Source organism: Pseudomonas putida, assembly GCF_050989985.1.
Lineage (GTDB): Bacteria > Pseudomonadota > Gammaproteobacteria > Pseudomonadales > Pseudomonadaceae > Aquipseudomonas > Aquipseudomonas putida_AI.
Window position 1 is genome coordinate 2,104,300 of the sequence record NZ_CP158815.1, and the last position, 26,050, is coordinate 2,130,349.

Consider the following 26,050-nt stretch of genomic DNA (forward strand, 5'->3'; position numbering starts at 1 on the left):
TGAACCGCCGACGTACGCGGCGAACAATCCCGAGACCGACTGCACCGGGCAAAGATCCGGCAGCGGCGGTTTCTGCCTGATGGGCGCTGAACAAGGGTGATCGCATGAACGCTGCCGGGATCAAATGGGACGAGTGTTGTGATGTGCTGGTGATTGGCTCGGGAGCCGGGGGCATGACCGCTGCGTTGCGTGCCCATGACCTGGGTCTGAATGCGCTGCTGATCGAGAAAAGCGGCGAGTATGGCGGCACCTCCGCGGTGTCCGGCGGTGGTATCTGGATCCCCGACAATCACCGGATCGAGGCCCTGGGCGGCAGCGATTCGGCGGCCGAAGCGATTGCCTACATCCGCGCGGTGACCCATGGCGAAATCAACGACGGGCGCATCGAGGCCTACGTCGAGCATGGCCGGGAAATGGTCGAATACCTGGAGCGTCACACCCGGGTGCGTTTCGAGGCGCAACCGCGTTACGCCGATTACTACCCGGAAGTCGAGGGTGGCAAACCGGGTTATCGCTCCATGGACCCGCAACCCTTCGACGCCGCCGAACTCGGTGAAGAATTCCTGCGCATGCGCGCGCCGTCTCCCGGCACCCTGATGATGGGGCGCATGGCGATGACCATGAAAGAGGCGCAAGTGCTGCTGTGTCGTGGCCCCGGTTGGCTGATCCTGACCCTGCGGGTGATGTGGCGCTACTGGCGTGATCGCGCGGGGCGACGCCTGTCGCGGCGTGACCGCTATCTGACCCTGGGCAATGCCTTGATCGGAGCCTTGCGCTGTTCGTTGCAGGATCGCGGCAAGTCGTTGTGGTTGAACTGTGCGCTGGAAGAACTGCTGCTGGTCGGTGGCCGGGTCGGCGGTGCGCGAGTCAATCGCAACGGGCAGTTGCTCAACGTCAAGGCACGCTACGGGGTGATCATCGCCGCCGGTGGTTTCGAGCGGAACCAGGCGATGCGCGAGCAGTATTTGCCACAGCCATCACAGGCCGACTGGAGTGCCACACCGCCGCACAATACCGGCGACGGCATTCGCGCCGGCCAAGCCATCGGTGCGCAAACCGCGCTGATGGAACACAGCTGGTGGGCGCCCACCACCCATGTGCGGGGCGAGGAAAAACAACGGGCCTTGTTCGTTGAACGCACGTTGCCGGGGTGCGTGATGGTCAACGCGGCGGGCGAGCGTTTCGTCAACGAAGCCGCGCCCTACACCGATATCGTCTACGCCATGTACGCGAATAATCGTGACGGTGCCGCGAGCGTGCCGTGCTGGATGGTGTTCGACGCCGAGTTCCGCCGCAAATACCCCTGCGGAGCGTTGTTGCCGGGTTATGCCCAGCGCGATTGGCAATTGCCCGAGCACCTGCGCGATTACTTTTACAAGGCCGCGAGTCTTGAAGAGCTGGCGCGAGTAATCGGCGTCGATGCCCAGGGGCTCACGCGCACCGTGCAGCGTTTCAACGGCATGGCAGTGCGCGGTGTCGACGAGGACTTTCACAAGGGCGAGTCGCTGTTCGATCGCTATTACGGCGACCCGAATGTGCAGCCCAATCCGTGCCTGGCGCCGCTGCTCAAGGGGCCGTTCTACGCGGTGCGCATCGACGCCGGGGACATCGGCACCAAGGGTGGTTTGCTCACCGACGTGCATGCACGTGTGCTGCACGAAGACGGCCAGCCGATCGATGGCCTGTACGCCATTGGCAACAGCGCCGCGTCGATGATGGGGCGCACCTATCCGGGCGCCGGTTCGACCATCGGCCCGGCCATGACCTTCGGTTACCTGGCGGCCAATCACATCAAAGGCCAGAGCGAAAACGCTTCGGCGAAAACCTTGTTCGGGAGCGTCGAATGAACCATCAATCTGCACAGATTGCCGTGGTCACCGGTGCCAGTCGTGGCGTCGGCCGGGGTATCGCCCTGGCGTTGGGCGCGGCGGGCATGACGGTGTATGTCACCGGTCGCGCCCCGGAGCACGGCGGGTCGAATCTCTATGGGCAGGCCCTGCGCGGTTCCCTTGAAGACACGGCGGCCGCCATTACTGCGTCCGGCGGGCGGGGCATTGCGGTGGTCTGCGACCATGCTGACGATGCTCAGGTCCATGCCTTGTTCGCCCGTGTCGAGCAGGAGTGCGGGCGCCTGGATCTGCTAGTGAACAATGTGGCCTTTATCCATGACCAACTGATCGAGCCGGGCCCGTTCTGGGCCAAGCCGTTGGAGCTGGTGGGGATTATCGATGTGGGCCTGCGTTCGGCGTACATCGCCAGCTATTACGCTGCGCCGTTGTTGCTGCGCAGTGCGCAGGGGCTGGTCTGTTTTACCTCGTCGTTCGGTGCCGGGTGCTACATGCACGGGCCGGCGTACGGCGCGCAGAAGGCGGGTGTCGACAAGCTGGCGGCCGATATGGCGGTGGATTTCGAGGGGCAGGGGGTGGCGGCCTTGTCGTTGTGGCTGGGGCCGCAATTGACCGAGCGTACGAAGATTGCCGGTGAGCAGCACGGCGAGCAGTACCAGGCGTTCCTGGCCGATGCCGAAACCCCGCAGTTCAATGGCCGGGTGATTCATGCGTTGCTCAATGATCCGCAGTTGATGACGTTCTCGGGGCAGACCCTGATCACCGCCGAAATCGCCCCCGGCTACGGCATCAGCGAAGCCCAGGGCCGCCAGCCACCGCCCCACCGACCCCTGCTGGGCGAACCGCGCCGACAGCATCCGGCACGGGTAGTCTGATTCAAGACCTACATCAAACCCTGTGGGAGCGGGCTTGCTCGCGAAGAGGGAGTATCAGCGACATATATGTTGACCGACACTCCGCATTCGCGAGCAGGCCCGCTCCCACAGGGATTGATGGTGAACACAAGATCCGGAAACACCCCAAATCCCCTGTAGGAGCGAGCCTGCTCGCGATAGCGGAGTGTCAGCCACAGCATTGTTGATTGACCTGACGCCATCGCGAGCAAGCCCGCTCCCACAGATGATTGGCGGTGAACACAAGATCCGGAAACACCCCAAGTCCCTTGTAGGAGCGAGCTTGCTCGCGATGAGGCCGGCACATTCAACATCGATATTGCCCGCCAGTCAGCCATCGCGAGCAAGCTCGCTCCTACAGGGTTTGTGATTAGCTCTCGGGCATCAACGCCCACTCGCGTAGCACATTCTTGGTCACTTTCCCCGCCGCATTCAGCGGCATGCTGTCCAGCACCTGTACCCGACGCGGCACCTTGTAGTTGGCCATCTGCTCACGGCACCAGGCGAGGAAGCGGGTCTGTTCGATTTCGATTCCCGGTGCCGGCAGCAGGAAGGCCATGGCCACCTCACCCATGCGCTCATCGGGAATACCGATCACCGCGGCCTGGGCCACGCCGGGATAGGTCAGCAGGCACTGCTCGATTTCCGCCGGGTACACGTTGAAGCCGCCGGTGATGAACATGTCCTTGAGGCGATCGGTGATGCGCAGGTAACCCTGTTCATCGAGCAGGCCGATGTCGCCGGTGTGCAGCCAGCCGTCAGCGTCGAGCACCTCCTGGCTGGCCTGGAGATTGTTGAAGTAGCCCTGCATCAGGTTGTAGCCGCGCACCTGGATTTCGCCGGGGACGCTGGCGGGCTGGGGGCGGCCGTTGCTGCCGACGCAGCGAACTTCCACCCCCGGCATCGCCCGGCCGCTGGTGTTGGCGACCGTTTCCGCACTATCACCAGAACGGCAAATCGTGGCGAAACCACAGACCTCGGTGAGGCCGTAGGCGGTGACGATGGTGGCGAAGCCCAGTTCGTCGCCCATACGCTGGATCATTTCCACGGGAATGGCCGCGGCGCCGGTTACCGCTACCCGCAATGAGCTCAAGTCGAAATCGCCGCGCTGCGGATGGGCCAGCAGCGACTGATACAGCGTCGGCGGGCCGGGCAATACCGTGATGCGCTCGCGCTGCACGCATTCGAGCACCGCCTGCACGTCGAAGACCTGCTGCGGCAGGATCGTGCAACCGCGCATCAGCGCCGCCAGCCAGCCGGCCTTGTAGCCGAAGGAGTGGAAGAACGGGTTGACGATCAGGTAGCGATCGCCTTCACGCAGGCCGACGATCTCGCTCCAGTCGCGCACGATGCGCAGGTTCTGCCCGTGACTGGTCATCACGCCTTTGGGTTTGCCGGTGGTGCCCGAGGTGAACAGCACATCGGACAGGGTCTGCGGGCCGACGCTCTGTTCGCGGCTGCGCAGGGCCAGCTGCGGCACGTCGGTCGCCAGGTCCATGAACCTGTCCCAACCCAGGGTGCCCGCTCCCGCGTTGCGCAAACTGACGATATGGCGCAGCTGCGGCAAGTCTTCGCCGACCAGCATGCCCGGATAGTCCACGCCGAGGAATTCACCGATGGCGAACAGCACGCAGGCACCGCTCTCGCGCAGGATGTAGCCGGCCTCGCTGCCCTTCATGCGGGTGTTGAGCGGCACCAGCGCGGCGCCGACACTTTGCAGCGCCCCGGCGGCGACGATCCATTCCCACAGATTGGGCGCCCAGATCGCCACCCGGTCGCCGACCTGGACATCCAGCGCCAGCAGGGCGCGGGCGGCCTGTCGGCGCAACTGGTCGAGTTCCCGGTAACTGATGACGCGGCCAGCGTCCTCGATGGCGGGGTGGTCGCCGTAGGTTTGGGCCGTGTTGGCGAACAATTGAGCGAAGGTCAGAGCTGTAGCGACAGGCGGCATGGGGCCTCCCCGGTTGGAAGACAAATACGGAAAAGGGAGTGGGCCGGGCAGGGCGCCCGGCCGGATGGCGGGTTACGCGGCAGGCGGGGCGAAACGGCGACCGGCGGAGAAACCACCGTCCACGGCGATCATCTGGCCGCTGACAAAGGATGCCTCGTCGGACGCCAGGAACAGCGCGACGTTGGCCACTTCTTCCGGTTGCCCGGAGCGGCTGAGCATGTGCTGCGAGGCGAAGAAGGCGTGGAACGCATCATTGTCACGGACCATGCTGGTCATCGGCGTTTCGATCAGGCCGGGGCACAGGCCGTTGACGCGGATGTTGGCGTAGCCGTAGTCGATGGCCATCGAGCGGGTCAGCTGGTTGATGCCGCCCTTGGACACGTTGTACGCCACGTTGCCGTCGCAGCCTTGCAGGCCGAAGATCGAACCGACGTTGATGATCGAACCGCTGCGCTGCTCGACCATCGGGGCCAGGGCGTACTTGCTGGTGAGCATGCTGCCGGTCAGGTTGATGTCCATCACCCGTTGCCAGTTGGCGGTGGTGGTCTGGGTCACGCTGCCCTGGTCGGCGACGCCAGCGGCGTTGACCAGCACGTCGATGCGCCCGAAGCGGCTGACGACTTCCTGCATGACCTGCTGCACCTGCGCTTCATCGCGCACATCCAGGGTCATGAACAGGCCGGGGAAATCCGCCGGCGCGCTGCCGATGTCCAGGCCGATCACTTGTGCGCCTTCGGCGGCGAAACGGCGCACGCAGGCCAGGCCGATCCCCGAAGCGCCGCCGGTAACCACCGCGACCTTGTTCTGCAAACGAGCCATAACTGCACCTCTTTATTGTTGTAGGGCTAATGCTGTGGCTGAGTCTAACCGCAGACCGGGCCGACATGATCGTCCGTTGAGACTAGGGCGACGGAGCGCGGTCACCTGTGGGAGCGAGCCTGCTCGCGATAGCGGTGTGTCAGCCACATCATGGTTGGCTGGTCTGACGGCATCGCGAGCAGGCTCGCTCCCACAGGTGGTTGGCGGTGAACAAAAGAACCTCAAACACCACAAGTCTCTGTGGGAGCGAGCCTGCTCGCGATAGCGATGTGTCAGCTACATCATTGTTGGCTGGTCTGACGCTATCGCGAGCAGGCTCGCTCCTACAGGGGGTAGGGTTCAATCAGGGAATTTCAGGCGTACCCGGGCGCCGGTCGGGCGGCTCTGGCAAGCCAGGGTCCAGCCTTCTTCCAGTTCCCTGGGGCTCAGCACGTCGTTGCGCGCCAATCGGGTTTCGCCCTCCTGGACCACGCACATGCAGGCGCCGCAAAAGCCTTCCTCGCACGACGACGGCACATCCAGGCCGGCGGCCTTGCAGCTTTGCAGCAGGGTGTCGCCGGGGCGGCAGGGGATTTCGTGTTGCTGGCCATCGAGTTCGACGATCAGCGCCTCGCAGTGCGAGTCCATGGCGGCGGTCCGTGCCACGGCTTCTTCGGCCAGCAGCTCGTCGGGGTCCGGCGGTGAGACGAAACGTTCGACGTGAATGCTTTCCGCTGCTTCACCCAGCGCCAGCAAGGTGCGCTCCACGGTGTCCATGAACGGCCCCGGCCCGCAGATGAAATACTCACCGCCGGCCAGGTCGCGCATCAAATGACGAACCTGGGCATCGCCGAGGAAACCCTGGACCGAATCGAGGGCATGCACCACGTGCAGTTGATCAGGATGCGCCTTGATCAACTGCCGCAGCTCGTCCTTGAAAATCACCGAGGTTTCGTCGCGGTTGGCGTAGATCAAGGTGATCGGTCGCCGGCTGGCGTGCAGCACCGACTTGAGAATCGAGAACACCGGGGTGATGCCCGAGCCGCCACCGAACAGCACCAGCGGCTTGCCGGTCTCCGCCGGCTGCCGCTCGTCCAGGCAGAAGTGCCCGGCCGGTGGCAGCACTTCCAGCCAGTCACCGACCTGTACTTCGTTCATCCAGTTCGACACCCGGCCACCGTCGACCCGTTTGACCGTGACCTTGGGCAGCGCGTCCGCAAGGGGCGAGCTGGCCATGGAATAGCAGCGGGTCAACAGTTTGCCGCCCAGGGGCACGCGAAAACTCAGGAACTGGCCCGGTTTGTAGCGAAAGCGCTCACGCAGGTTGGGCGGTATATCCAGCACCAGCGAGCGCGCGTCGACGGTCTCGTCGATCACCGCGCACACCTGCAATGAATAGCTACCCGTCGACGATTCGGCCGGTGTCAGGTTCTGCTGTTGCGTGCCCATGTTCACCTCGACCTCAGAGCCCGCTGATCAACTGCGCGTTGTCGACGCGGATCTCGGCACCGTTGACGAAGCGCGACTCGTCCGTGGCGAGGAACAGCACCACGTTGGCAATGTCCCGTGGCGCGGCCATGCGGTTCATCGGGTCCTGGTCCAGCGCTTCCTGGGGGATCGCCTGCCCGCCGGCCAATGCCTGGGTCATCGGCGTGTTGACGCCGTCCGGGTGCACGCTGTTGCAACGGATGCGGTAGCCCTGTTGCTTGCAGTGCAGGGCAATGGAACGGGTCATCGCCGCCACGGCGCCCTTGGACGCCGAGTAGGCGCAGAACATCGGCATCGCGCCCAATGCTGCGACCGACGACATGTTGATGATCGAACCGCCACCGTTTTCCTTCATGGCCTGGATCGCGTACTTGCAGCCCAGGAAGTAGCCGTCGCCGTTGATCTTCTGCACCTTCTGCCACAGTTCCAGGGTGGTGTCTTCGATGCTGCCCAGGGCGAGGATCGCGGCGTTGTTGACCAGCACATCGAGGCGGCCGAAGTGTTCCACCGTGGTTTTCACCACGTTCTGCCAGTCGCTTTCGCTGGCAATGTCATGACGGATGAACAGCGCATTGGCGCCGATTTCGGCGGCCACCTGGCGACCGGTTTCCTCGTTGAGGTCGGTCAATACCACCTTGGCGCCTTCGCGGGCCAGCAGCAGGGCGTCTTCGCGACCGATGCCGCTGGCGGCGCCGGTGATGATGCAGACTTTGCCTTCTACACGTTGCATTGTTGTTCTCCTGAGCGTGTGGTTTGAAGTGCGGCTTGATTGGCCACGTGGGCCGCAGCCCGGCGACCGGAATAGATACAGTCGGCCAGCGACAGGCCGGAGACATAAAGGTTGGAAGCGACCCCAACGGCGTTGCGTCCGGCGCTGTACAGGCCAGCAATGGGCTTGCCTGCGTGATCGAGTACCCGACCGCTGCCTTCGCAGACTTTCAGCCCGCCCAGGGTGATGACCGGGCAGGGAAACAGGCGGCTGGCGAAGGACAGGTCCAGGGCGTACCACGGGCCTTGTTCGAGGTTGGCGAGCATGCCTGCGGACTTGCTGAACTCATCGGCGACCTCGCCCCGCGCCGCGCGGCTGTAGCGTTCGACGCTTTGGCGCAACAGTTCCGGCGGCAGATTGCAGCGCCTGGCCAAGCCGGCGAGGCTGTTGTCGCGTTTGGCGTTGAACAGCAGATTGAGCAGCACCGGCAGGCGCTGGAAGTTCCAGACCTTGCCCGGCCCGATCTGGCGCAACGCCTCGCGTACCAGTGCCCGGTTGAGAATCAGAATGGCGCGGCCGTCCTGTTCTTCGACCATGGCGTGGCCGAGGGTCGCGCCGTAGATTTCTTCGTTGGCGTAACGCTCGCCCCGGGCATTGACGATCAGCCCCCGGGCCCAGGCCAGCGGCGGGTTGATAAAGCGCCAGGCACTGACCTTGTCCATGCGCGCAACGCCGCCACCGGCGCTCTGGCCGAGGGCGATGCCGCTGCCGTTGCAACCGGTGGCGCCCAACGGCAGACCGGCGAGGTACTGCGGCGCGTGCCGGCGCACCAGTTCGCGGTTGAAGATAAAGCCGCCACTGCTCAGCAGCACCGCCTGTTCGGCGCGGATCAGCAGGCGCTCTGCGCTGCTCTGTTCGATGCGTTGCTGACGGGCGCGCAAGCGGTCGGCCAGGGCCGGCGCGTACATATGGAGGGCGCTGGCCCAGCGTGACAGGCGAGCATGCCGTTTCGCGGCGGGGCTGCCCGCTGGCAGTTGCCAGGCTTCGACGCCAATGACCCGGTCATTGAGGTCGAGCACCAGCCGCCGTACTTCGCATTGGCTGCGCAGGCGGGTGCCCTGGCGCAGGGCGCTGGCCTTGAGCGCGGCGAACAGGCTGGCCCCGGACATGCCCGGGCCCTTGGTGCGATGGCCGCGAGGCGCCGGCTTGGCGTGGACGGCATAGGCCGGCACGGCTTCGTTGCCCGAGTAGTAGAGGTAGTAGCGGTCGCTGGGGTATGAGGTCTTGTGCGGGGGCACGCTGGCCTCGAAGGCTGCTCCCTGGCGTTCCAGCCAGGCCAGTTGTTCAGTGCTGCCTTCGCAGAAATCCCTGAGGGTTTCAGGGCTGACGGCATCGCCGACTTCCTGGCGCAGGTAATCGAACATGGCCTGGCTGGTGTCATCGTAACCCGCCTGGCGTTGATACGGCGTGCCACCGCCGGCATACACCACGCCACCGCTGAGCGCCGTGGCGCCGCCTCCGCTGAAGCGATCCACGGCCAGCACCGCCAGCCCGCGATTGGTCGCTTCGATAGCGGCACAGGCACCAGCGCCGCCGAAACCGACCACCAGCAGGTCGCAACGCTCGTCCCAGGGCAATTGGTCGGCGCTGTTCACTCGCAACGCCGTCAACCCGTTCAGGCCATTCATGCCGGGGCCTCAGCCGGCGACAGCGAAGGAGGGGGTGGGCTTGGCGGTGGTGGTGTAGCTGCCGTCGAGGTAGACCAGCGGGGTGATTTGGTCACTGGTGTGAATCTGCAGGATGCGCCCGATGAAGACGGTGTGGGTGCCGTAGCTGAAGTGGCCGTCCTGGCGGCACAGGATCGCCGACTGCGCGTCACCCAGGTACGGAATGCCGCCGGCGCTGGTCAGCCAGTTGCCCCGGTCGAAACGGGCCTCGCCCTTGATCGCGCCGCTGCACAGGTGCGCCAGGTCCTGTTGTTCGACGCCCAGGATGTTCACGCAGAAGTCCGCGCCGGTCGCCAGTGCGGCGTGGGGCGAGGCGGTCTTGTTCACGCAGATGAGCAACGACGGTGGTTCGGTGCTCAGCGAATCGACGGCCGTGGCGGCCATGGCGAAACGCTCGGAGCCGTTGCTGGTGCTGATGATGGTGACGGACTTGGCCAGGCGACGCATGGCCTGGAGCATGTCGGCTTTGAGGTTGTTGTCGTTCATCGCGCTGGGCCTTTTGGTTGGGCTTTGGGGTTTGATGAATTCTTGCGCTGGCGTGTGTCTTGAACATCGTCCGAGGGGACTAGGCCTTGGCGGCCTCTGGGCCGACCAGGCTTTGGTTGGGGTTGGGTGTATATCCGTTTCTTCGGTGATGGCTGCTGGCGGTTTCGCCCTTACGGCGAGTCCCTTTTGGCAAACGCCCCAAAAGGAACCAAAAGGTCTTGCCCCGGCGTCCGGCCCCTCGCTGGGGCTCGGGGTTCCTTCGCTGCGGCATTCATCCGGGGGCATCGCCTCCGGTTTGCTTCGCTGCACCTCCTCTCGATGTGTGCGGCTGCGCCGCACGGCGCTACGCGCCTTCCCCCCGGATGAACGCCTCCACTCAGCCTGCCGAAGGGGCGGGTGAATCAAGATCAAAAGCTTGCAGGCGAGCTAACGCTCGGCCTGATGGTTGGCGCGGTTTCCTGTAGGAGCTGCTGAAGGCTGCGATCTTTTGATCTTGCTTTTGAAAATCAAAAGATCGCAGCCTCGTTGCACTCGACAGCTCCTACAGGTCCGCAGGTGGACGCCTACCTGTGGGAGCTGGCTTGATCGCGATGGCGGCCTGACAGCCGACCTGATTTCACGGATGTCCCCGTTCCCCTGTGGGAGCTGGCTTGCCAGCGATGGCGGCCTGGCAGCCAACCTGGCAAGCTTTTGATCTTGATTCACCCGCCCCTTCGGGAGGCGATGCCCCCGGATGAATGCCGCAGCGAAGGAACGCCGAGCCTCAGCGAGGGGCCGGACGCCGGGGCGAGACCTTTGCTTCCTTTGGGGCGTTTGCCAAAGGGAGTCGACCGTCAGGGCGAAACCATAAGTGGCCGTTACCGCAGCAATGGATATGTACTCAGTCAACAAAAGCCAGGTCGGCTGACACGACGCCATCGCGAGCAAGCTCGCTCCTACAGGGATTGGGTACATCCGCTAAATCACGTCGCCTGACACATTTCACGGATGTACTCGATCCCTTGTGGGAACGGGCTTGCTCGCGAAGGCGGCCTGGCAGCCGACCTGATTTCACGGATGTACTCGATCCCTTGTGGGAGCGGGCTTGCTCGCGAAGACGGCCTGACAGCCGACCTGATTTCACGGCTGTACCCAATCCCCTGTAGGAGCGAGCCTGCTCGCGATGGTCGTCAACGATAACGCTGGCAGCCTGACCCCCCCGCGGCGTTCTGTCGTCCATCGCGAGCACGCTCGCTCCTACAGGGAACCGCGCCAACCATCAGGCCGAGCGGTAGCTCGCCTCGCCTCGCTTTTGATTTTGATCTGCCCCGTCGGAAGGCCGAGTGGAGGTGTTCATCCGGGGGGAGGGCGCGTAGCGCCGTGCGGCGAAGCCGCACACATCGAGAGGAGGTGCAGCGAAGCAAACCGGAGGCGATGCCCCCGGATGAATACCGGAGCGAGGGTATGCCGAGCCTAGGCGAGGCACCGTACGTCAGGGGATAAAAGCGCTTGGTTACTTGGCGCTTTTCCAAGTAACCCGCCGTAAGGGCGGAACCCTAAGCGGCCGTTACCGCAGTAATGGATATGTACACAAGAAGAAGCCAGCCATCGCGAGCAAGCTCGCTCCCACAGGGATATACGGCGCCGAGCGCATGGTCCGTTTGAGGGATGCCCACCCAACCGCGCATTGCTTGAATGCCAGGGTAGGGGCGCTACATCCGCCCCGCTGCACGCGCGCCCCGGCGGACGGGGTGGACAAAGGAGGACAATAAAAATGCTCAACCAAGACCTGATTCGCCAGCGTCTGAGCCAACGTGCCCGTGAGTTGGTGCCGATCCTGCGTGAACGCGCTTTGAGTGCCGCGCAGGCAGGTGTGTTGCCTGAAGAGACCTTGAAGGATTTCCACGACGCCGGCTTTTTCCGCATTCTCCAGCCGTCGCGCTGGGAGGGTTATGAACTGGAGCCCAGGGATTTCTTCGATGTGCAGATGACCCTGGCCGAAGGCTGCATGTCGTCGGCCTGGGTGCTGGGGGTGGTGGCGATCCATAACTGGCAGCTGGCGCTGTTCGATGATCGTGCGGCGCAGGATGTCTGGGGCAGTGATTCCAGTGTGCTGATCTCCTCGTCCTATATGCCGGTGGGCAAGGTCGAGCGGGTCGAGGGCGGGTTCAGATTGAGCGGGCGTTGGGGGTTTTCCTCCGGCAGCAAGCATTGCCAATGGGTGTTCCTCGGTGCGCTGGTGCCGCCGGAGGAGGCCGGTGGTGCGCCGGATTATCGAACGTTCCTGGTGCCGCGCGCCGACTACAAGATTGTCGATAACTGGAACGTCATGGGCCTGGAGGCCACCGGTTCCCACGACATTCTGGTGGAGAATGCCTTCGTTCCCGAGTACCGCACCCATCGTGCGCTCGACGGTTTCATGCAGAACAGCCCGGGCAACGCGGTGAATACCGCGTCCTTGTTCCGCTTGCCGTTCGGGCAGATTTTCGTACGTGCTGTTTCGTCTTCCGCCATCGGCGCCCTGCAGGGTGCGGTGGATCAGTTCGTCGAGCACAACCGCGCCCGGGTCGGGATCAACGACGGGCGCAAGATGGTCCAGGACCCGGCGGCGCAATCGGCACTGGCCAGTGCCATGGTATGCGTCGACGAGTGCAAGACAGTGCTGCACCGCAACTTCGCCCTGATGCTGGAGCGGGCGCAGAAAGACCAGCCGTTGAGCATGCCCGAGCGGGTGAAGATGCGTTACGACTCGGCGCTGGTCGCCGACAAGTGCGCCAAGGCCGTCGGGGATCTGATGTTCAACAGCGGCGCTTCGACGATCTTTCGCAGCCACCCGATCAACCGTGCCTTCCGCGACATCCACACCGGTCGTGCCCACGTCGCCAACAGCCCGGCCAAGTACGCCTGGAACCTCGGCGGGGTGAGCATGGGCCAGGACAGCAGTGACTTTTTCCTTTGACCCGCTCCCTGTTTTTCCAGAAGGCGGCTAGTCCGTTTGCGTGATTCCGGCGTGCCGCCAATGCCCGAGCATTGGCGGCAAGGCACAGGTCTCTGGCGCCGACTGCGCATCCAAATAAGCACAAGGATCAACCATGAAATTTTCCCTGATTTACGAAGCCCAGACGGTGGACTCCAGCCGTGAAGGCGACCGCAAGATTTTCGAAGACACCGTCGAGCAAGCGGTGCTGGCCGACAAGCTCGGCTTCGACACTTTCTGGTGTGTGGAACACACGGCGCTGAGCAACTACTCGCACATGTCGGCACCGGAAACCATGCTGGCTTTCGTCGCCGGCAAGACCGAGCGCATCGGCATCGGCCATGGCGTGGTCTGCTTGCCGCCGGCGATGAACCATCCGGTCAAGGTGGCGGAGCGCATCGCCACCCTCGACCTGCTCTCCAAGGGCCGTGTGCACTTCGGCGTCGGCAAGGGCGGCACGCAGCAGGAAGCGGGCACTTTCGGCTACGACCTTTCGACCTTGCAGCCGCAGATCGACGAGATGATGTACCTGATCCCGAAAATGTTCGTGTATGACGAGATCGAACATCAGGGCGATTTCGTGCAAATCCCCAAGCGCCCGATCCATCCGAAGCCGTATCAGGATCCGCACCCGCCGATGTACCTGGCGTGCACCAACAACGAGTCGCTGAAAAACGCCGGCAGCCGCGGCATGGGCGCTCTGGTGCTGGGCTTCGGTGGTCCGGAAGAAATCGCCAAGAAGGTCGAGGTGTATCACCAGTCCTGGGACAACCGTGATGTGAAGCATCAGGTGGGTTTCCGCCCCAACCGTCACATCGCAGCCCTGTGCCCGGCGATCGTGCTGGAAGACAACGCCGAGGCCCGTCGCATCGGCATCCGTGGCCAGCGCTATTTCATGGAGTCCCTGGGCTACTGGTACGGCGGCGGCGAGCGTCCGGATCCGGAGAAGTGGAAGGACGACACCTTCGTCGATGGCAACGGCCAGAGCGTGATCAAGTCGCGCTTCGCCTCCGAGGAAGTCAGCGTCGACTTCTCCGACCCGACCATGGCCATGATGAACCCCAACCATGCCTACGGCACCGTCGAGGATTGCATCGGCTACGTACAACGCCTGATCGATGCCGGCGCCGACGAAATCCTCTTCATCTGCCAGATGGGCACGGTGCCGCAGTGGGCGCAACTTGAAACCCTGAAAAACATCGGCGAGAAAGTGATTCCGCATTTTCGCAAGGGTTGAGTAATCCCTGTGGGAGCGAGCCTGCTCGCGATGGCGGTGTGTCAGACAACATCAATGTTGACTGACACACCGCCATCGCGGGCAAGCCCGCTCCCACAGGTTTTGTGCTATTCGCCGAAATTGCATCCGCCACAGGCACCTGTGGGAGCTGGCTTGCCAGCGAAGAGGGCGGCACATTCAAAGTGGATGTTGACTGACACACCGCCTTCGCGAGCAGGCTCGCTCCCACAGGTTTTGTGTCGTATGCGGACTTTGCATCCGCCACAGAATCCTGTGGGAGCTGGCTTGCCAGCGAAGAGGGCGGCACATTCAGAGTGGATGTTGACTGACAGACTGCCTTCGCGAGCAGGCTCGCTCCCACAGGTTTTTGGGTTGTTTAAAAGTTGTCGGTGTTACTTGATGAAAGCTACAAAATCTTGCGGCGCTGCCTACAGCTACGCCAGAATCCGCCGGCTTGTGCGCCCTGGACCCCCTCGGTAACTTGATTCGCGTCACTGCCCATCAGTGATCGGGTTTAGTCGCCCGGGGTGATGAAGCGCATTAGCACGTCATGCAGTCAGGCCATTTCATGCCTGTACTTAATGGTAGCTGTGCGCAGGGCGCCCTCGGGCGCGCCGGATTCGTCTCCCCCGGTCGACTAACCTGCGTACAGCTGCCACCCCTTGTTTAGTCGCAAGTTGGTGACGGCTCCAATTTCTGGAGATTGAACTATGAAAAAGCCTTCACCCAATCCGCCCGAAACCGAACACACCCCCTCATACGCCGACATCCGCGCCAGACCGCGCAAACCTTCCACGATGTACACCCTCAACCCCGAACTCGATGCCCACTCCTTGCTCGGTGACGCCTGCGAATCCCTGGCCTCGGCCCACGTCATGACCCTCGATCTGGCCGATCGCACCGAAGGCCCCAACCGCCATTTCCTGCTGGGCATCGCCCAGATCATCATGCTCGGCGAACTCTCGGTGAACCGCGCATTGGATCAGCTACACCCACCTGAATAGCTGCAAACACCACCCCTGTAGGAGCGAGCCTGCTCGCGATGGTCGTCAACGATGACGCTGGCTGTCTGATGCCTCGCGGTGTCTGGTCTTCCATCGCGAGCAGGCTCGCTCCTACAGGGTTTTGTATGCGTCCTGCCGTTGTTTTCCGCTAGTCCCATCGGACGATGTTGCCCCTCCCCGAACCCGCTTGAATAGCCGTACATAAAGTCTCCCCCGGCAGCCGCCGAAGGGCGGCAGGCCTTGAGCAAAACGAGGAGTGCATCCATGGATATCCGTGGTCTGGGTTACGTCACCCTGTTGTCCGGCGACCTGGCGCAATGGCGTCACTACGCAAGTCAGGTGCTGGGCATGATGGTGGTCGACGGCGCTGACGATGAGCGCCTGTACCTGAAGATGGACGAGCGTCATTACCGCATTCTGGTCGAGAAAAGTGCGCAGGACGGTTTCGGTGCCTGCGGCTGGGAAGTGGCGGGCAAGGCGGCGCTGGAACAGGCGGTCAGCGAGTTGCAACAGGCCGATGTGCAAGTGACCCGTGGCACAAGTGCCGAAGCCGAGCTGCGCAAGGTCCAGGAGCTGGTGCACTTCAGCGATCCGGATGGCAATCGCCACGAACTGTTCTGGGGGCCGTTGCAGGACTTCGCCCGTTTCGTCTCGCCGGTCGGGGTCAAGGGTTTCGTCACCAACGATCTGGGCATGGGCCATGTGGTCCTGCCGGCTCCGAGCTTCGAGCGCTGCCGGGATTTCTACGAGCAAGTGCTCGGATTCGGCCTGTCGGACCTGATGAAAGTGCGCTTCACCCCCGATCCGGCCGAGCCGCAAAAACGCATTCACTTCCTGCACTGCAACAACGGCCGTCACCACTCCCTGGCGATTTTCGAGTGCCCGATGCCCCACGGTTGCGTGCACATGATGGTCGAGGTCAACGCGCTGGACGAAGTGGGCCGCGCCCTGGACCGCGTGCACGCCAACGGCGTGAAGCTGTCGGCGACCCTCGGCCAGCACACCAACGACCAGATGATTTCTTTCTATATCAAGACCCCGTCCGGGTTTGACCTGGAGTACGGCTGCGACGGCCTGGTGGTCGATTGGGACCGCCACACGCCATTTGAAAGCACCGTGGTCAGCCACTGGGGCCACGACTTCAGTGTCGGTCGCCAATGAGGAACATGACGTTGGACAAGCAAATGACTACTGCCGAGATCGTCGGCCAACTTCGCGACGGCATGACCATCGGCATCGGTGGCTGGGGCCCGCGACGCAAGCCCATGGCGCTGGTGCGCGAGATCCTGCGCTCGGACCTCAAGGAGCTGACTGTTGTTGCGTACGGGGGGGCGGATGTCGGCATGCTCTGTGCCGCCGGCAAGATCAAGAAACTGATATTCGCCTTCGTCTCCCTGGACTTCATTCCACTGGAGCCGTACTTCCGCAAGGCTCGCCAGGAGGCGGCGCTGGAGGTGATGGAGATCGATGAAGGCATGCTCCTGCTCGGCTTGCGGGCGGCGGCGATGCAGGTGCCGTTCATTCCGACGGCGGTGGGCCTGGGCACCGATGTGCTGCGCCACAACCCGCAGATCAAAGTGATTGCCTCGCCCTATGCCGACGGCAAGGACTGGGTGGCCATGCCGGCGCTCAAGCTCGATGCGGCGCTGGTGCATGTCGACCGCGCCGACAAGCGTGGCGTGTGCCAGATCTCGGGTCCCGATCACTACATGGACGACCTGTTCGTCCGCGCCGCGACCCACAGCTACGTGACTTGCGACGAACTGGTGGACAGCGACTATTTCCATCAGGACACCGCCCACGCCCACCAGGTGTTCTGGGAACGCAACCTGACCACCGCCGTGGCCCACGTGCCGGGCGGTGCGCATCCGTCTTCCTGTGCGCCGCTGTACGGTTTCGACGTGGCCCACTTCAAGGCCTACAACGACACGGTCCAGGCCGCGGATGGCTGGCAGGGCTATGTGCGCGACTACGTCGACTGCACCCACGAACAGTACCTGGACAAGGTCGGCGGCCTGGCTGCGATCCGCCAACTGCCGTTGCCGATTTTCTGAGGGAGCCTTGCCATGAGCACTACCACTTACAGCCTCGCCGAACTGATGATCTGCGCCGCCGCCGAAGCCTGGCGCGACGATGGCGAGGTATTGGCCAGCGGCATCGGGGTGATCCCGCGCCTGGCCGCTTCCTTGAGCATGCTCACCAGCAACCGGCAATTGCTGATGACCGACTCCGAAGCCTACATGGTCGCCGAACCTGTGCCGCTCGGCGGGCGCAACGGCTATGAACCCAAGCGCGACAGCTGGATGGGTTTCTCGCGGATTTTCGACAACGTCTGGGGCGGCAAGCGCCATGCGCTGGTCGGCCCGACCCAGATCGACCGTTTCGGCCAGGCGAACATTTCCTGCATCGGCGACTACGCCAAGCCCAAGGCGCAGATGCTCGGGGTGCGCGGCTTTCCCGGCAACTCGATCAGCCACGCCAACTCGTTCTGCGTGCCCAGCCACAACCGCCGGGTGTTCGTCGAAGGCGAGGTCGATATGGTCGCCTCGGTCGGCTACAACCCGGCCCGCCTGGCGCGCGGCTGGTCGCTGGACGACATCGACATCCGCCTGATCATCACCGATTTGTGTGTGCTGGATTTCCAGGGGCCGCAACGGCAGATGCGCATCCGTTCGCTGCACCCCGGCGTGACGGTGGCGCAGGTTCAGGACAACACCGGCTTTGAGCTGCACGTGCCGGATGACTGCCCGACCACCGCCGCACCGGCGGCCGAGCAATTGCAGCTGATCCAGCGCCTGGACCCGCACAACCTGCGTGCCCTGCAATTGAAAGACAACCCGCCAGGCCAGCGCTGAGCAACGCCGTTCCGGAGAAAAGTGATGGCTGAAGATAACGATAAAAACCAGGCCGAGGTGGTGCTTTACGAAGTGCGCGGCGCGGTGGCCCTGGTCACCATGAACCGCCCCGAATACCACAACGCGCAGAACTCGCGGATGACCTATGCGCTGGACGCAGCCTTTCGCCGCGCCTGCGACGACGATGAGGTGAAGGTCATTGTGCTGCGCGGCGCCGGCAAGCATTTCTCCGCCGGGCATGACATCGGTACCCCGGGCCGCGACGTCGACCAGAGCTTCGACCGCGCCAGCCTGTGGTACGACCATGTGAACAAACCGGGCGGCGAGTTTCTCTATGCCCGCGAACAAGAGGTCTACCTGGGCATGTGCCGCCGCTGGCGGGAAATGCCCAAGCCGACCATCGCCATGGTCCAGGGCGCGTGCATTGCCGGCGGGCTGATGCTGGCCTGGGTCTGCGACCTGATCGTCGCCAGCGAGGACGCGTACTTCGCCGACCCGGTGGTGCGCATGGGCATTCCTGGCGTCGAGTATTTCGCCCATGTGCATGAACTCAATCCGCGCATCGCCAAGGAGTTTTTGTTCCTCGGCGAACGCATGCCGGCGCCACGGGCCTATCAGATGGGCATGCTCAATCGGGTGGTGGCGCGCGACGAGCTGGAACAACAGACCCTCGACATCGCCGGGCGCATCGCGCAGATGCCGCGCCTGGGCCTGCAACTGAGCAAGCAGGCGGTGAACAACGCCGAAGACCTGATGGGCAAGCGCGCGACCATGGACATGGTGTTCGGCCTGCATCATTTCGCCCATGCCCACAACGAACTGGTGTCCGGCGATCGGCTCGGCGGTTACGACGCGCGCGCCATGGCCAGCTCCCAGCGCAAGTCGGGCGAGGCATGAGCATGGCGATCTCGTTGAATACCCGTTTGACCGAACTGTTGGGCTGCCGCTACCCGATCATCCAGACCGCCATGGGCTGGGTGGCCGATCCGAAACTGGTGGCGGCCACGGGCAATGCCGGGGGCTTCGGTTTTCTCGCCGGAGCCACCATCGAACCGCAACAGATGGAAGCGGCGATCCTCGAAACCCGGCGCCTGACCGATCAACCCTTCGGTGTGAATTTCCACATGTATCAGGCCAACGCCGGCGAAATCGTCGAGTTGGTGTTGCGCCACAAAGTCCGGGCGGTCAGTTACAGCCGCTCGCCCGGCAAGCAGATGATCAGCCGGCTGAAGGATGCCGGTGTGGTGTGCATCCCTACGGTGGGCGCGCTCAAGCATGCGCAGAAAGCCGTGGAGATGGGCGCCGATGCGGTGACCGTGCAAGGCGGCGAGGGCGGCGGGCATACCGGTTCGGTGCCGACTTCGCTGTTGCTCGATCAGGTGGTCAACGCCGTGTCGGTGCCCGTGGTGGCGGCCGGCGGTTTCAAGGACGGCAAGGGGCTGGTGTCGGCCCTGGCTTTTGGCGCCGAAGGCATTGCCATGGGCACGCGCTTTTTGATGTGCGCCGACAGCCCGGTGCCACAGGCGACCCTGGCCCGCTACCTGGCGGTCAGGGACCCGGCGGCGATCATCATCAGCCGCGCCATCGACGGCATGCCACAACGAATGATCCGCAACGAATTGCTCGACCGCCTGGAAAACAGCGGCGGGCTCAAGCGCCTGTTGCTGGCGGTGCAGAGTGGCCTGGCGTATCGCCGCCACACCGGCACCAGCCTGCTGCAACTGCTGGGCAGCGCCTTGAAGATGCGCGGCAGCGGTGAGCTGAGCGCCGCGCAAAGCATCATGGCCGCCAACGCACCGATGGTGATCCAGAAAGCCATGGTCGACGGGCAACCGGCCGCCGGGGTGCTGCCCGCCGGGCAGATCGCCGCCTCCATCGACAGCTTGCCCAGCTGCGCCCAATTGATTGAACAGATCGTCCGCGACGCCGAAGCGCGCCTGGGCGAACTGTGCCGCCGTGTGTCGTGAAGGGGCCATCTATTGTGAAAGAAGTCATGAAACCATTTAGCGTCAGTATCGATAACGGCATTGCCGAACTGGTGTTCGACCGTCCTCCGGTCAACGCCTTCAACAGCCAGGGCTGGGCCGACATCGCCAGCGAGATCGAAAACCTCGGTCGCCACCGCGACGTGCGAGTGATCGTGATTCGCGCCGAAGGGCGCGGTTTCTGCGCGGGCGTCGACATCAAGGAACTGGCCGCCGACGGCAACCTGATCGTCGCGGTGAACAAGGGCAACTACGACAGCTTCAAGGCCATCCATCGCAACCCGAAACCGGTGATCGTCGCGGTGCACGGCTTCGTGCTCGGTGGCGGGATCGGCATCTGCGGCGCCGCCGACATTCTGGTGGCGTCCGAGTGCGCGACCTTCGGCGTGCCGGAAGTGGATCGTGGCGCCATGGGCGGCGGCGCGCATTTGCAGCGCCTGTTCCCGGTGCAGAAGGTGCGGCACATGTACTTCACCGGTGAGCCGATCAGCGCTGCCGAAGCCTGGCGCCTGGGCGCGGTGGAGCAGGTGGTCAAGCGCGAGGACTTGCGCGAAACCGCCTTGCAGATCGCCCGCACCATCGCCGCCAAGAGCCCGGGCATGATCAGCCTGGCCAAGGAAGCGCTGACCGGCATCGAAGACGGCAATCTGGAAGACAAATACCGCTGGGAGCAGGGCTTCACCCTTGAAGCCTATCGCTCGCTGGACTCTCAGGAAGCACGCGACTCGTTCGTCGAGAAACGCGATGCCCGATTCAACGGCTGAAGGCACCTCCATGGACCTGACCTATACCCCGGCCCAGCAGGCTTTTCGCGCCGAAGCGCGAGCCTGGCTTGAGGCCAACGTACCGAGTGAACCGCTGCAATCGTTCGACACCGAACAGGGCTTTGCCGAGCACCGCGCCTGGGAAGCCAAACTCAATGAAGGCCGTTGGGGCATGGTTACCTGGCCGACTGAACTCGGCGGGCGCGGTTGCGACCTGATCGAGTGGCTGATTTTCGAAGAGGAGTACTACCGTTCCGGGGCCCCGGCGCGGGTCAACCAGAACGGTATTTTCCTGCTCGGCCCGACCTTGATGGAATACGGCAGCCAGGAGCAGAAGGCGCGCTTTTTGCCGCGCATGGCCACCGGCGAAGACATCTGGGCCCAGGCCTGGTCTGAGCCGGGCGCCGGTTCGGACATGGCGGCGATTCGCTCCCGGGCCGAACGGGTGGGCGACCATTATGTGATCAATGGCCAGAAAACCTGGTCGACCCGCGCGGTCTGGGCCGACTGGGCATTCGGCATTTTCCGCACCGATCCGCAGTCCCAGCGCCATCACGGCCTGACGTTCATCCTGCTGCCGCTGGACACGCCAGGCATCACCGTGCGGCCGATCCCGCAGCTCAACGGCTTGCCGGGCTTCGCCGAAATCTTCTTCGACGACGTCAAGGTCCCGGTGGAAAACGCCCTCGGCGGCGAAGGCATGGGCTGGCATGTGGCGATGTCCACCGCCGGCTTCGAACGCGGGTTGTTGCTACGCTCACCGGCGCGTTTCCAGGAAACCGCGCGGCGCCTGGTGCAGCTGTACCAGGCCAACCGTGAGTACGCCGATCGCGACCCGGCCATCGGTGAGGCCGTGATGCGTGCCTGGCTCGACGCCGAGGCCTACACCCTGAACACCTACATGACCGCTTCGCAACTGGTGCAGGGCGGCAAGATCGGTCCGGAATCCTCGACCAACAAGATCTTCTGGTCGGAGCTCGACCAACGCATGCACGACACCGCCATGAGCATCCTCGGCCTGCGCGGCGAGCTGCTGCCCGAGGCGCCGGCGGCCGGTGATGTCGGCCACTGGCTGGACGGTTTCCTGTTTGCCCAGGCGGGGCCGATCTACGCCGGCACCAACGAGATCCAGCGCAACATCATTGCCGAACGCATGCTCGGCATGCCGCGGGCCTGAGGAATAGAACATGGACTTTAGTTTCAGCCGCGACCAATTGCTGTTTCAGGACAACGTGCGCAGCTTTTTGATCAACGAAGTGACGCCGGAACGCATTCGTGACCTGTGGCTTAGCGACAACGGCCGCAGCGAGGCGCTGTGGGACCAGTTGGTGGAACTGGGCCTGACCGCCCTGACCGTGCCCGAGGCCCAGGAGGGCATGGGCCTGAATGAACTGGACTTCATTCTGATCGCCCAGGAATGCGGGTACGCCGGCCTGCCCGAACCGCTGGTGGAAACCATGCTGGTGGGGGTGCCGATGCTCGCCGCCCTCGATGAGCGCCATGCAGCCCTCAAGCAAGACTGGCTGAGCCGGGTGGCCGAGGGCAGGGCGCGACTGGCGATTGCCGAGCCGGGCAACCCGCTGGTCAGCGATGCCCATGTCGCCGACTTGCTGTTGCTCGCCCATGGCGACGAGGTGCACGCGCTGGAGCACAGCGCGGTGGAGCTGATCCGCAACGAGTCGGTCGACCCCAGCCGCCAGTTGTTCCAGGTGCAATGGACGCCGACGGCGGCCACCTGCGTCGCCAGTGGCGAACAGGGCCGACGCTTGTGGGCGCAGGCCTTCAACCGGGGCGCCCTCGGCAGTGCCGCGCAGTTGCTGGGCCTGGCCAAGCGCATGGTCGACCTGGCGGTGGATTACACGTTTGAACGCAAGCAGTTCGGCAAACCGGTGGGCTCGTTCCAGGCGGTCAAGCACCTGATGGCCAATGTCGCGGTGCAGATCGAGTTCGCCAAGGGCCCGTTGTATCGCGCTGCCCATGCCGTCGCCGAACAGCGACCGGGGCAGGACGTGCTGGTGTCCCACGCCAAGCTGGCAACGGCGGAGGCGGCGATGCTCGCGGCGAAGAACAGCATCCAGGCCCACGGGGCCATGGGGTACACCTGGGAAGTCGACCTGCATCTGTTCATGAAACGCGCCTGGGCGCTGGACAAGGTCTGGGGCGATCGCGGGCTGCACAAGGGGCGGATTCGCGCGGCGCTGTTCGATGGCAATCCTGCGCTGGGGGCCGGCAGTACCTTCTGACGGCACCTGTTTCAGGTGAATACCTACTGTGGGAGCGAGCCTGCTCGCGATTGAGGTGTGTCAGCCAACACAGATGTTGAAGGTCAGACCGCTATCGCGAGCAGGCTCGCTCCCACAGGTTTTCACTGAGTTCATTTTTTCTTACCGAGGTAGACCATGCCTGAAGCCTACATAGTCGACGCCCTGCGCACGCCCACCGGGCGGCGCAAGGGTGGTCTGAGCCATATTCACGCCGCTGACCTGGGCGCCCATGTATTGCGTGCGCTGGTCGAGCGCAACGATATTCCCGACGACGATTACGACGATGTGATCTTCGGCTGCGTCGACACCATCGGCCCGCTGGCCGGGGACATCGCCCGCACCAGCTGGCTGGCCGCCGGTCTGTCGCAAGCGGTGCCCGGCACCACCATCGACCGCCAGTGCGGCTCGTCCCAGCAAGCGGTGCACTTCGCGGCCCAGGCGGTGATGAGCGGCACCCAGGATGTGGTGGTGGCAGGTGGCGTGCAGACCATGACCCAGATCCCGATTTCCTCGGCGATGATCGCCGCCGAGCCACTGGGCTTCAACGACCCGTTCAGCGGCTCCGAAGGCTGGGTTCGTCGTTATGGCGCGCAGCCACCGACGCAGTTCCGTTCGGCGCAGATGATCGCCGAGAAGTGGGACCTGTCCCGTGCCGAGCTGGAAGCCTATTCGCTGGAGTCCCATCAGCGCGCGTTGCGGGCCATCGCCCAGGGCAACTTCAACCGCGAGATCGTGCCGCTGGCCGGTTTGCGCCATGACGAAACTCCGCGCCAGACCAGCCTGGAAAAAATGGCCGAGCTGGAATTCCTGTTCGGTTGCGACCGGGTGACCGCTGCGGTGTCCAGCCAGACCTGCGATGCGGCCAGCGCGATGCTGATCGTCTCCGAGGCGGCGCTCAAGCGCTACGGCCTGACGCCGCGGGCACGGATCCACCACATCAGTGTGCGCGCCGAAGACCCGATCTGGATGCTCACCGCGCCGATCCCGGCCACCGCTTACGCGCTCAAGCGCGCCGGGATGAAACTCGAAGACATCGACCGCGTGGAAATCAACGAAGCCTTCGCCTCGGTGGCCATGGCCTGGTTGAAGGAAACCGGCTACCCCCACGAACGGACCAACGTCAACGGCGGCGCGATTGCCCTCGGCCATCCACTGGGCGCCACCGGCACCCGCTTGATGTGCAGCCTGCTGCATGAACTGGAACGCAGCGGCGGGCGCTATGGGTTGCAGACCATGTGCGAAGGCGGCGGCCAGGCGAACGTGACGATTATTGAGCGCTTGTAAGCGCAACCGATTTCAAGCAACACCCCGACCCTGTAGGAGCGAGCCTGCTCGCGATGACGGTGTGTCCGTCACATGGATGTTGGATGTGCCGCCGCTATCGCGAGCAGGCTCGCTCCTACAGGGCACCGAGTCGAATAGTGATGAATGTGAAGGAATAACCGCATGAAAATCTGTGAAAACCGCGTCGTGATCATCACCGGTGCCGGCGGTGGCCTGGGCCGGGCCTATGCCATGGCGTTCGCCGCCGAGGGGGCGAAAGTGGTGGTCAACGACATCAACCGCGAAGCGGCGCTGGCGGTGGTCGGCGAGATCCTCGGGCAGGGCGGCAGTGCCGTGGCCAACAGCGATGACATCACCGGCTATGACTCGGCGGGGCTGATCGTGCGTCAGGCGATTGAAACCTTCGGTGGCCTGGACGTGGTGGTCAACAATGCCGGCATCTGCCGCGACCGCATGTTCGCCAGCCTCACGGAGGCCGATTGGGACGCAGTGGTGGCGGTGCATCTGAAGGGCCATTTCTGCATCGCCAGCCACGCCACCCAGTACTGGCGCGAACAGGCCAAGGGCGGGGCGAAGGTCGATGCGCGGATCATCAACACCAGTTCCGGCGCCGGTCTGCAGGGCTCCATCGGCCAGTCCAACTATGCGGCGGCCAAGGGTGGCATTGCCGCGCTGACGCTGGTGCAGGCTGCCGAACTGCGGCGTTACAGGATTACCGTCAACGCCTTGGCCCCGGCCGCGCGCACCGGCATGACCGAGCAAGTGTTCGCCGAAACCATGAAAAAACCGGAGGAGGGGTTCGACTACTTCGCCCCGGAAAACGTCGCCCCGCTGGTGGTATGGCTCGGGTCCGAGGCGTCCGGCGATGTCACCGGGCAGATGTTCGAGGTCGAGGGTGGCAAGTTGTCGATTGCCGACGGCTGGCGCCGTGGGCCGCAGCTGGACCGCCAGGGCCGCTGGGCGGTGGGCGAGATGGGCGAGGCCGTGGCGCAGTTGATGACGCAAGCGGTTCCGGCGGCCAAGGTGTACGGCAGCTGAAAAAGACCCGTCTCGTGAGGGCCGCGCATGGCTATAATCGGCCGACTATGCGATCCCCTGTAGGCGCGAGCCTGCTCGCGATGGTCGTCAACGATAACGCGGGCTGTCTGATTACCCGCGGTGTCTGGTCGTTCATCGCGAGCAGGCTCGCTCCTACAGGTGGCCGATGTTTCCCTCCCGTCACCACACGAGACCTGTCATGACCATTTCCCTGTACGACGCTTCCGTCCCTGTTTTCCAGCAAATGCTCAACGCCCTGAGCGATGTGCTGAAAAAGGCCGAAGCGCACGCCACCGCAAAAAACATCGACCCGAACGCCTTCCTGCAAGCCCGTCTGTACCCGGACATGTTCCCGCTGGTGCGTCAGGTGCAGATCGCCGTGGACTTCGCCAAAGGTGTTTCTTCGCGTCTGGCCGAAGTTGAAGTACCGAAGTACGACGACACCGAAACCACCTTCGCCGAGCTGCAAGCGCTGCTGACCAAGGTTCTGGCTTACATCGGCGAGATCAAGCCTGAGCAGATCAACGGCAAGGAAGGCATCGAGATCGTGACTCGTCCGGGCACCCCTAAAGAGAAGCGTTTCTCCGGCCAGGCTTACCTGCTGACCTACGGCCTGCCGCAATTCTTCTTCCACGTCACCACCGCTTATGCGCTGCTGCGTCACAACGGCGTGGAAGTGGGCAAGCGTGATTACATGGGCGCGTTCTAAACCGCCCCATCTTCTGTAGGAGCGAGCATGCTCGCGATGGTCGTCAACGATGGCG

Annotated in this window: 22 protein-coding genes; 16 read left to right on the forward strand and 6 right to left on the reverse strand. The window is 63.8% G+C overall.

The window, feature by feature from the left end; genetic code table 11:
• The first annotated feature begins 104 nt into the window (after window positions 1–104).
• On the forward strand, window positions 105–1,847 hold the full coding sequence (locus ABTV29_RS09830; protein ID WP_433769888.1) for an FAD-binding protein: 1,743 nt from the start codon (window positions 105–107) through the stop codon (window positions 1,845–1,847).
• Complete coding sequence (locus ABTV29_RS09835) at window positions 1,844–2,722, forward strand: SDR family NAD(P)-dependent oxidoreductase (RefSeq protein WP_433769889.1); 879 nt, start codon at window positions 1,844–1,846, stop codon at window positions 2,720–2,722. The genes ABTV29_RS09830 and ABTV29_RS09835 overlap by 4 nt, the downstream gene beginning before the upstream one ends.
• A 388-nt stretch (window positions 2,723–3,110) precedes the next feature.
• Here ABTV29_RS09835 and ABTV29_RS09840 read toward each other — a convergent pair whose 3' ends face one another.
• The 6 genes from ABTV29_RS09840 to ABTV29_RS09865 form a co-directional block, all read right to left on the reverse strand.
• Window positions 3,111–4,691, reverse strand: a complete 1,581-nt coding sequence (locus tag ABTV29_RS09840) for a FadD3 family acyl-CoA ligase (protein WP_433769890.1) — start codon at window positions 4,689–4,691, stop codon at window positions 3,111–3,113.
• A 72-nt stretch (window positions 4,692–4,763) separates the two neighbouring features.
• On the reverse strand, window positions 4,764–5,510 hold the full coding sequence (locus ABTV29_RS09845; protein WP_433769891.1) for an SDR family NAD(P)-dependent oxidoreductase: 747 nt from the start codon (window positions 5,508–5,510) through the stop codon (window positions 4,764–4,766).
• Window positions 5,511–5,849: 339 nt separating this feature from the next.
• Window positions 5,850–6,938, reverse strand: a complete 1,089-nt coding sequence (locus ABTV29_RS09850) for a 2Fe-2S iron-sulfur cluster-binding protein (RefSeq protein ID WP_433769892.1) — start codon at window positions 6,936–6,938, stop codon at window positions 5,850–5,852.
• 13 nt (window positions 6,939–6,951) lie between these two features.
• Window positions 6,952–7,707: a glucose 1-dehydrogenase gene (locus ABTV29_RS09855; RefSeq protein WP_433769893.1), complete on the reverse strand. Its 756-nt coding sequence runs from the start codon at window positions 7,705–7,707 to the stop codon at window positions 6,952–6,954.
• Window positions 7,695–9,374 (reverse strand): FAD-binding protein, encoded by a 1,680-nt coding sequence (locus ABTV29_RS09860; RefSeq protein WP_433769894.1) that lies wholly within the window; start codon window positions 9,372–9,374, stop codon window positions 7,695–7,697. Before ABTV29_RS09860 ends, ABTV29_RS09855 begins: the two co-directional genes overlap by 13 nt.
• Before the next feature lie 9 nt (window positions 9,375–9,383).
• Entirely contained in the window at window positions 9,384–9,899 is a 516-nt protein-coding gene (locus tag ABTV29_RS09865) for a flavin reductase family protein (RefSeq protein WP_433769895.1), read from the reverse strand.
• Between the two features lie 1,753 nt (window positions 9,900–11,652).
• Between ABTV29_RS09865 and ABTV29_RS09870 the strand changes: the two genes are divergently transcribed.
• From ABTV29_RS09870 to ABTV29_RS09935, 14 genes are all read left to right on the forward strand, one after another.
• Entirely contained in the window at window positions 11,653–12,837 is a 1,185-nt protein-coding gene (locus ABTV29_RS09870) for a flavin-dependent monooxygenase (protein ID WP_433769896.1), read from the forward strand.
• Between the two features lie 133 nt (window positions 12,838–12,970).
• A complete protein-coding gene (locus ABTV29_RS09875; RefSeq protein WP_433769897.1) occupies window positions 12,971–14,092 on the forward strand; it encodes an LLM class flavin-dependent oxidoreductase in 1,122 nt (373 codons plus the stop codon).
• A gap of 710 nt (window positions 14,093–14,802) precedes the next feature.
• Window positions 14,803–15,096, forward strand: coding sequence for a DUF6124 family protein (locus tag ABTV29_RS09880; RefSeq protein ID WP_433769898.1), 294 nt, complete (start codon window positions 14,803–14,805; stop codon window positions 15,094–15,096).
• A 264-nt stretch (window positions 15,097–15,360) separates the two neighbouring features.
• A complete protein-coding gene (locus ABTV29_RS09885) occupies window positions 15,361–16,257 on the forward strand; it encodes a VOC family protein (protein ID WP_433769899.1) in 897 nt (298 codons plus the stop codon).
• Between the two features lie 11 nt (window positions 16,258–16,268).
• Window positions 16,269–17,150 (forward strand): CoA transferase subunit A, encoded by an 882-nt coding sequence (locus tag ABTV29_RS09890; RefSeq protein ID WP_433771813.1) that lies wholly within the window; start codon window positions 16,269–16,271, stop codon window positions 17,148–17,150.
• A gap of 12 nt (window positions 17,151–17,162) precedes the next feature.
• Complete coding sequence (locus tag ABTV29_RS09895; RefSeq protein WP_433769900.1) at window positions 17,163–17,951, forward strand: CoA-transferase subunit beta; 789 nt, start codon at window positions 17,163–17,165, stop codon at window positions 17,949–17,951.
• A 24-nt stretch (window positions 17,952–17,975) separates the two neighbouring features.
• Complete coding sequence (locus ABTV29_RS09900; protein ID WP_433769901.1) at window positions 17,976–18,848, forward strand: enoyl-CoA hydratase; 873 nt, start codon at window positions 17,976–17,978, stop codon at window positions 18,846–18,848.
• Window positions 18,849–18,850: 2 nt separating this feature from the next.
• A complete protein-coding gene (locus tag ABTV29_RS09905; protein WP_433769902.1) occupies window positions 18,851–19,918 on the forward strand; it encodes an NAD(P)H-dependent flavin oxidoreductase in 1,068 nt (355 codons plus the stop codon).
• A 26-nt stretch (window positions 19,919–19,944) separates the two neighbouring features.
• The gene (locus tag ABTV29_RS09910) at window positions 19,945–20,700 is read left to right on the forward strand and encodes an enoyl-CoA hydratase family protein (protein ID WP_433769903.1); all 756 of its coding nucleotides are present in this window, start codon (window positions 19,945–19,947) and stop codon (window positions 20,698–20,700) included.
• A 10-nt stretch (window positions 20,701–20,710) separates the two neighbouring features.
• Window positions 20,711–21,877, forward strand: coding sequence for an acyl-CoA dehydrogenase family protein (locus ABTV29_RS09915; RefSeq protein ID WP_433771815.1), 1,167 nt, complete (start codon window positions 20,711–20,713; stop codon window positions 21,875–21,877).
• A gap of 10 nt (window positions 21,878–21,887) precedes the next feature.
• Window positions 21,888–22,943 carry an acyl-CoA dehydrogenase family protein gene (locus tag ABTV29_RS09920; RefSeq protein WP_433769904.1) on the forward strand — a complete coding sequence of 352 codons (1,056 nt, stop codon included), beginning with the start codon at window positions 21,888–21,890 and terminating at the stop codon, window positions 22,941–22,943.
• A 156-nt stretch (window positions 22,944–23,099) separates the two neighbouring features.
• Window positions 23,100–24,248, forward strand: coding sequence for an acetyl-CoA C-acetyltransferase (locus ABTV29_RS09925; protein ID WP_433769905.1), 1,149 nt, complete (start codon window positions 23,100–23,102; stop codon window positions 24,246–24,248).
• Between the two features lie 162 nt (window positions 24,249–24,410).
• Window positions 24,411–25,286 (forward strand): SDR family oxidoreductase, encoded by an 876-nt coding sequence (locus tag ABTV29_RS09930; RefSeq protein WP_433769906.1) that lies wholly within the window; start codon window positions 24,411–24,413, stop codon window positions 25,284–25,286.
• Between the two features lie 199 nt (window positions 25,287–25,485).
• On the forward strand, window positions 25,486–25,995 hold the full coding sequence (locus ABTV29_RS09935; RefSeq protein ID WP_433769907.1) for a DUF1993 domain-containing protein: 510 nt from the start codon (window positions 25,486–25,488) through the stop codon (window positions 25,993–25,995).
• Window positions 25,996–26,050: the final 55 nt, after the last annotated feature.

What these genes read in the sequence shown, in the direction of transcription:
- ABTV29_RS09830 (WP_433769888.1), top strand. Translation starts at nt 105, where the DNA reads ATGAACGCTGCCGGGATCAAATGGGACGAGTGTTGTGATGTGCTGGTG.
- ABTV29_RS09835 (WP_433769889.1), top strand. Translation starts at nt 1,844, where the DNA reads ATGAACCATCAATCTGCACAGATTGCCGTGGTCACCGGTGCCAGTCGT.
- ABTV29_RS09840 (WP_433769890.1), bottom strand. Translation starts at nt 4,691, where the DNA reads ATGCCGCCTGTCGCTACAGCTCTGACCTTCGCTCAATTGTTCGCCAAC.
- ABTV29_RS09845 (WP_433769891.1), bottom strand. Translation starts at nt 5,510, where the DNA reads ATGGCTCGTTTGCAGAACAAGGTCGCGGTGGTTACCGGCGGCGCTTCG.
- ABTV29_RS09850 (WP_433769892.1), bottom strand. Translation starts at nt 6,938, where the DNA reads ATGGGCACGCAACAGCAGAACCTGACACCGGCCGAATCGTCGACGGGT.
- ABTV29_RS09855 (WP_433769893.1), bottom strand. Translation starts at nt 7,707, where the DNA reads ATGCAACGTGTAGAAGGCAAAGTCTGCATCATCACCGGCGCCGCCAGC.
- ABTV29_RS09860 (WP_433769894.1), bottom strand. Translation starts at nt 9,374, where the DNA reads ATGAATGGCCTGAACGGGTTGACGGCGTTGCGAGTGAACAGCGCCGAC.
- ABTV29_RS09865 (WP_433769895.1), bottom strand. Translation starts at nt 9,899, where the DNA reads ATGAACGACAACAACCTCAAAGCCGACATGCTCCAGGCCATGCGTCGC.
- ABTV29_RS09870 (WP_433769896.1), top strand. Translation starts at nt 11,653, where the DNA reads ATGCTCAACCAAGACCTGATTCGCCAGCGTCTGAGCCAACGTGCCCGT.
- ABTV29_RS09875 (WP_433769897.1), top strand. Translation starts at nt 12,971, where the DNA reads ATGAAATTTTCCCTGATTTACGAAGCCCAGACGGTGGACTCCAGCCGT.
- ABTV29_RS09880 (WP_433769898.1), top strand. Translation starts at nt 14,803, where the DNA reads ATGAAAAAGCCTTCACCCAATCCGCCCGAAACCGAACACACCCCCTCA.
- ABTV29_RS09885 (WP_433769899.1), top strand. Translation starts at nt 15,361, where the DNA reads ATGGATATCCGTGGTCTGGGTTACGTCACCCTGTTGTCCGGCGACCTG.
- ABTV29_RS09895 (WP_433769900.1), top strand. Translation starts at nt 17,163, where the DNA reads ATGAGCACTACCACTTACAGCCTCGCCGAACTGATGATCTGCGCCGCC.
- ABTV29_RS09900 (WP_433769901.1), top strand. Translation starts at nt 17,976, where the DNA reads ATGGCTGAAGATAACGATAAAAACCAGGCCGAGGTGGTGCTTTACGAA.
- ABTV29_RS09905 (WP_433769902.1), top strand. Translation starts at nt 18,851, where the DNA reads ATGGCGATCTCGTTGAATACCCGTTTGACCGAACTGTTGGGCTGCCGC.
- ABTV29_RS09910 (WP_433769903.1), top strand. Translation starts at nt 19,945, where the DNA reads ATGAAACCATTTAGCGTCAGTATCGATAACGGCATTGCCGAACTGGTG.
- ABTV29_RS09915 (WP_433771815.1), top strand. Translation starts at nt 20,711, where the DNA reads ATGGACCTGACCTATACCCCGGCCCAGCAGGCTTTTCGCGCCGAAGCG.
- ABTV29_RS09920 (WP_433769904.1), top strand. Translation starts at nt 21,888, where the DNA reads ATGGACTTTAGTTTCAGCCGCGACCAATTGCTGTTTCAGGACAACGTG.
- ABTV29_RS09925 (WP_433769905.1), top strand. Translation starts at nt 23,100, where the DNA reads ATGCCTGAAGCCTACATAGTCGACGCCCTGCGCACGCCCACCGGGCGG.
- ABTV29_RS09930 (WP_433769906.1), top strand. Translation starts at nt 24,411, where the DNA reads ATGAAAATCTGTGAAAACCGCGTCGTGATCATCACCGGTGCCGGCGGT.
- ABTV29_RS09935 (WP_433769907.1), top strand. Translation starts at nt 25,486, where the DNA reads ATGACCATTTCCCTGTACGACGCTTCCGTCCCTGTTTTCCAGCAAATG.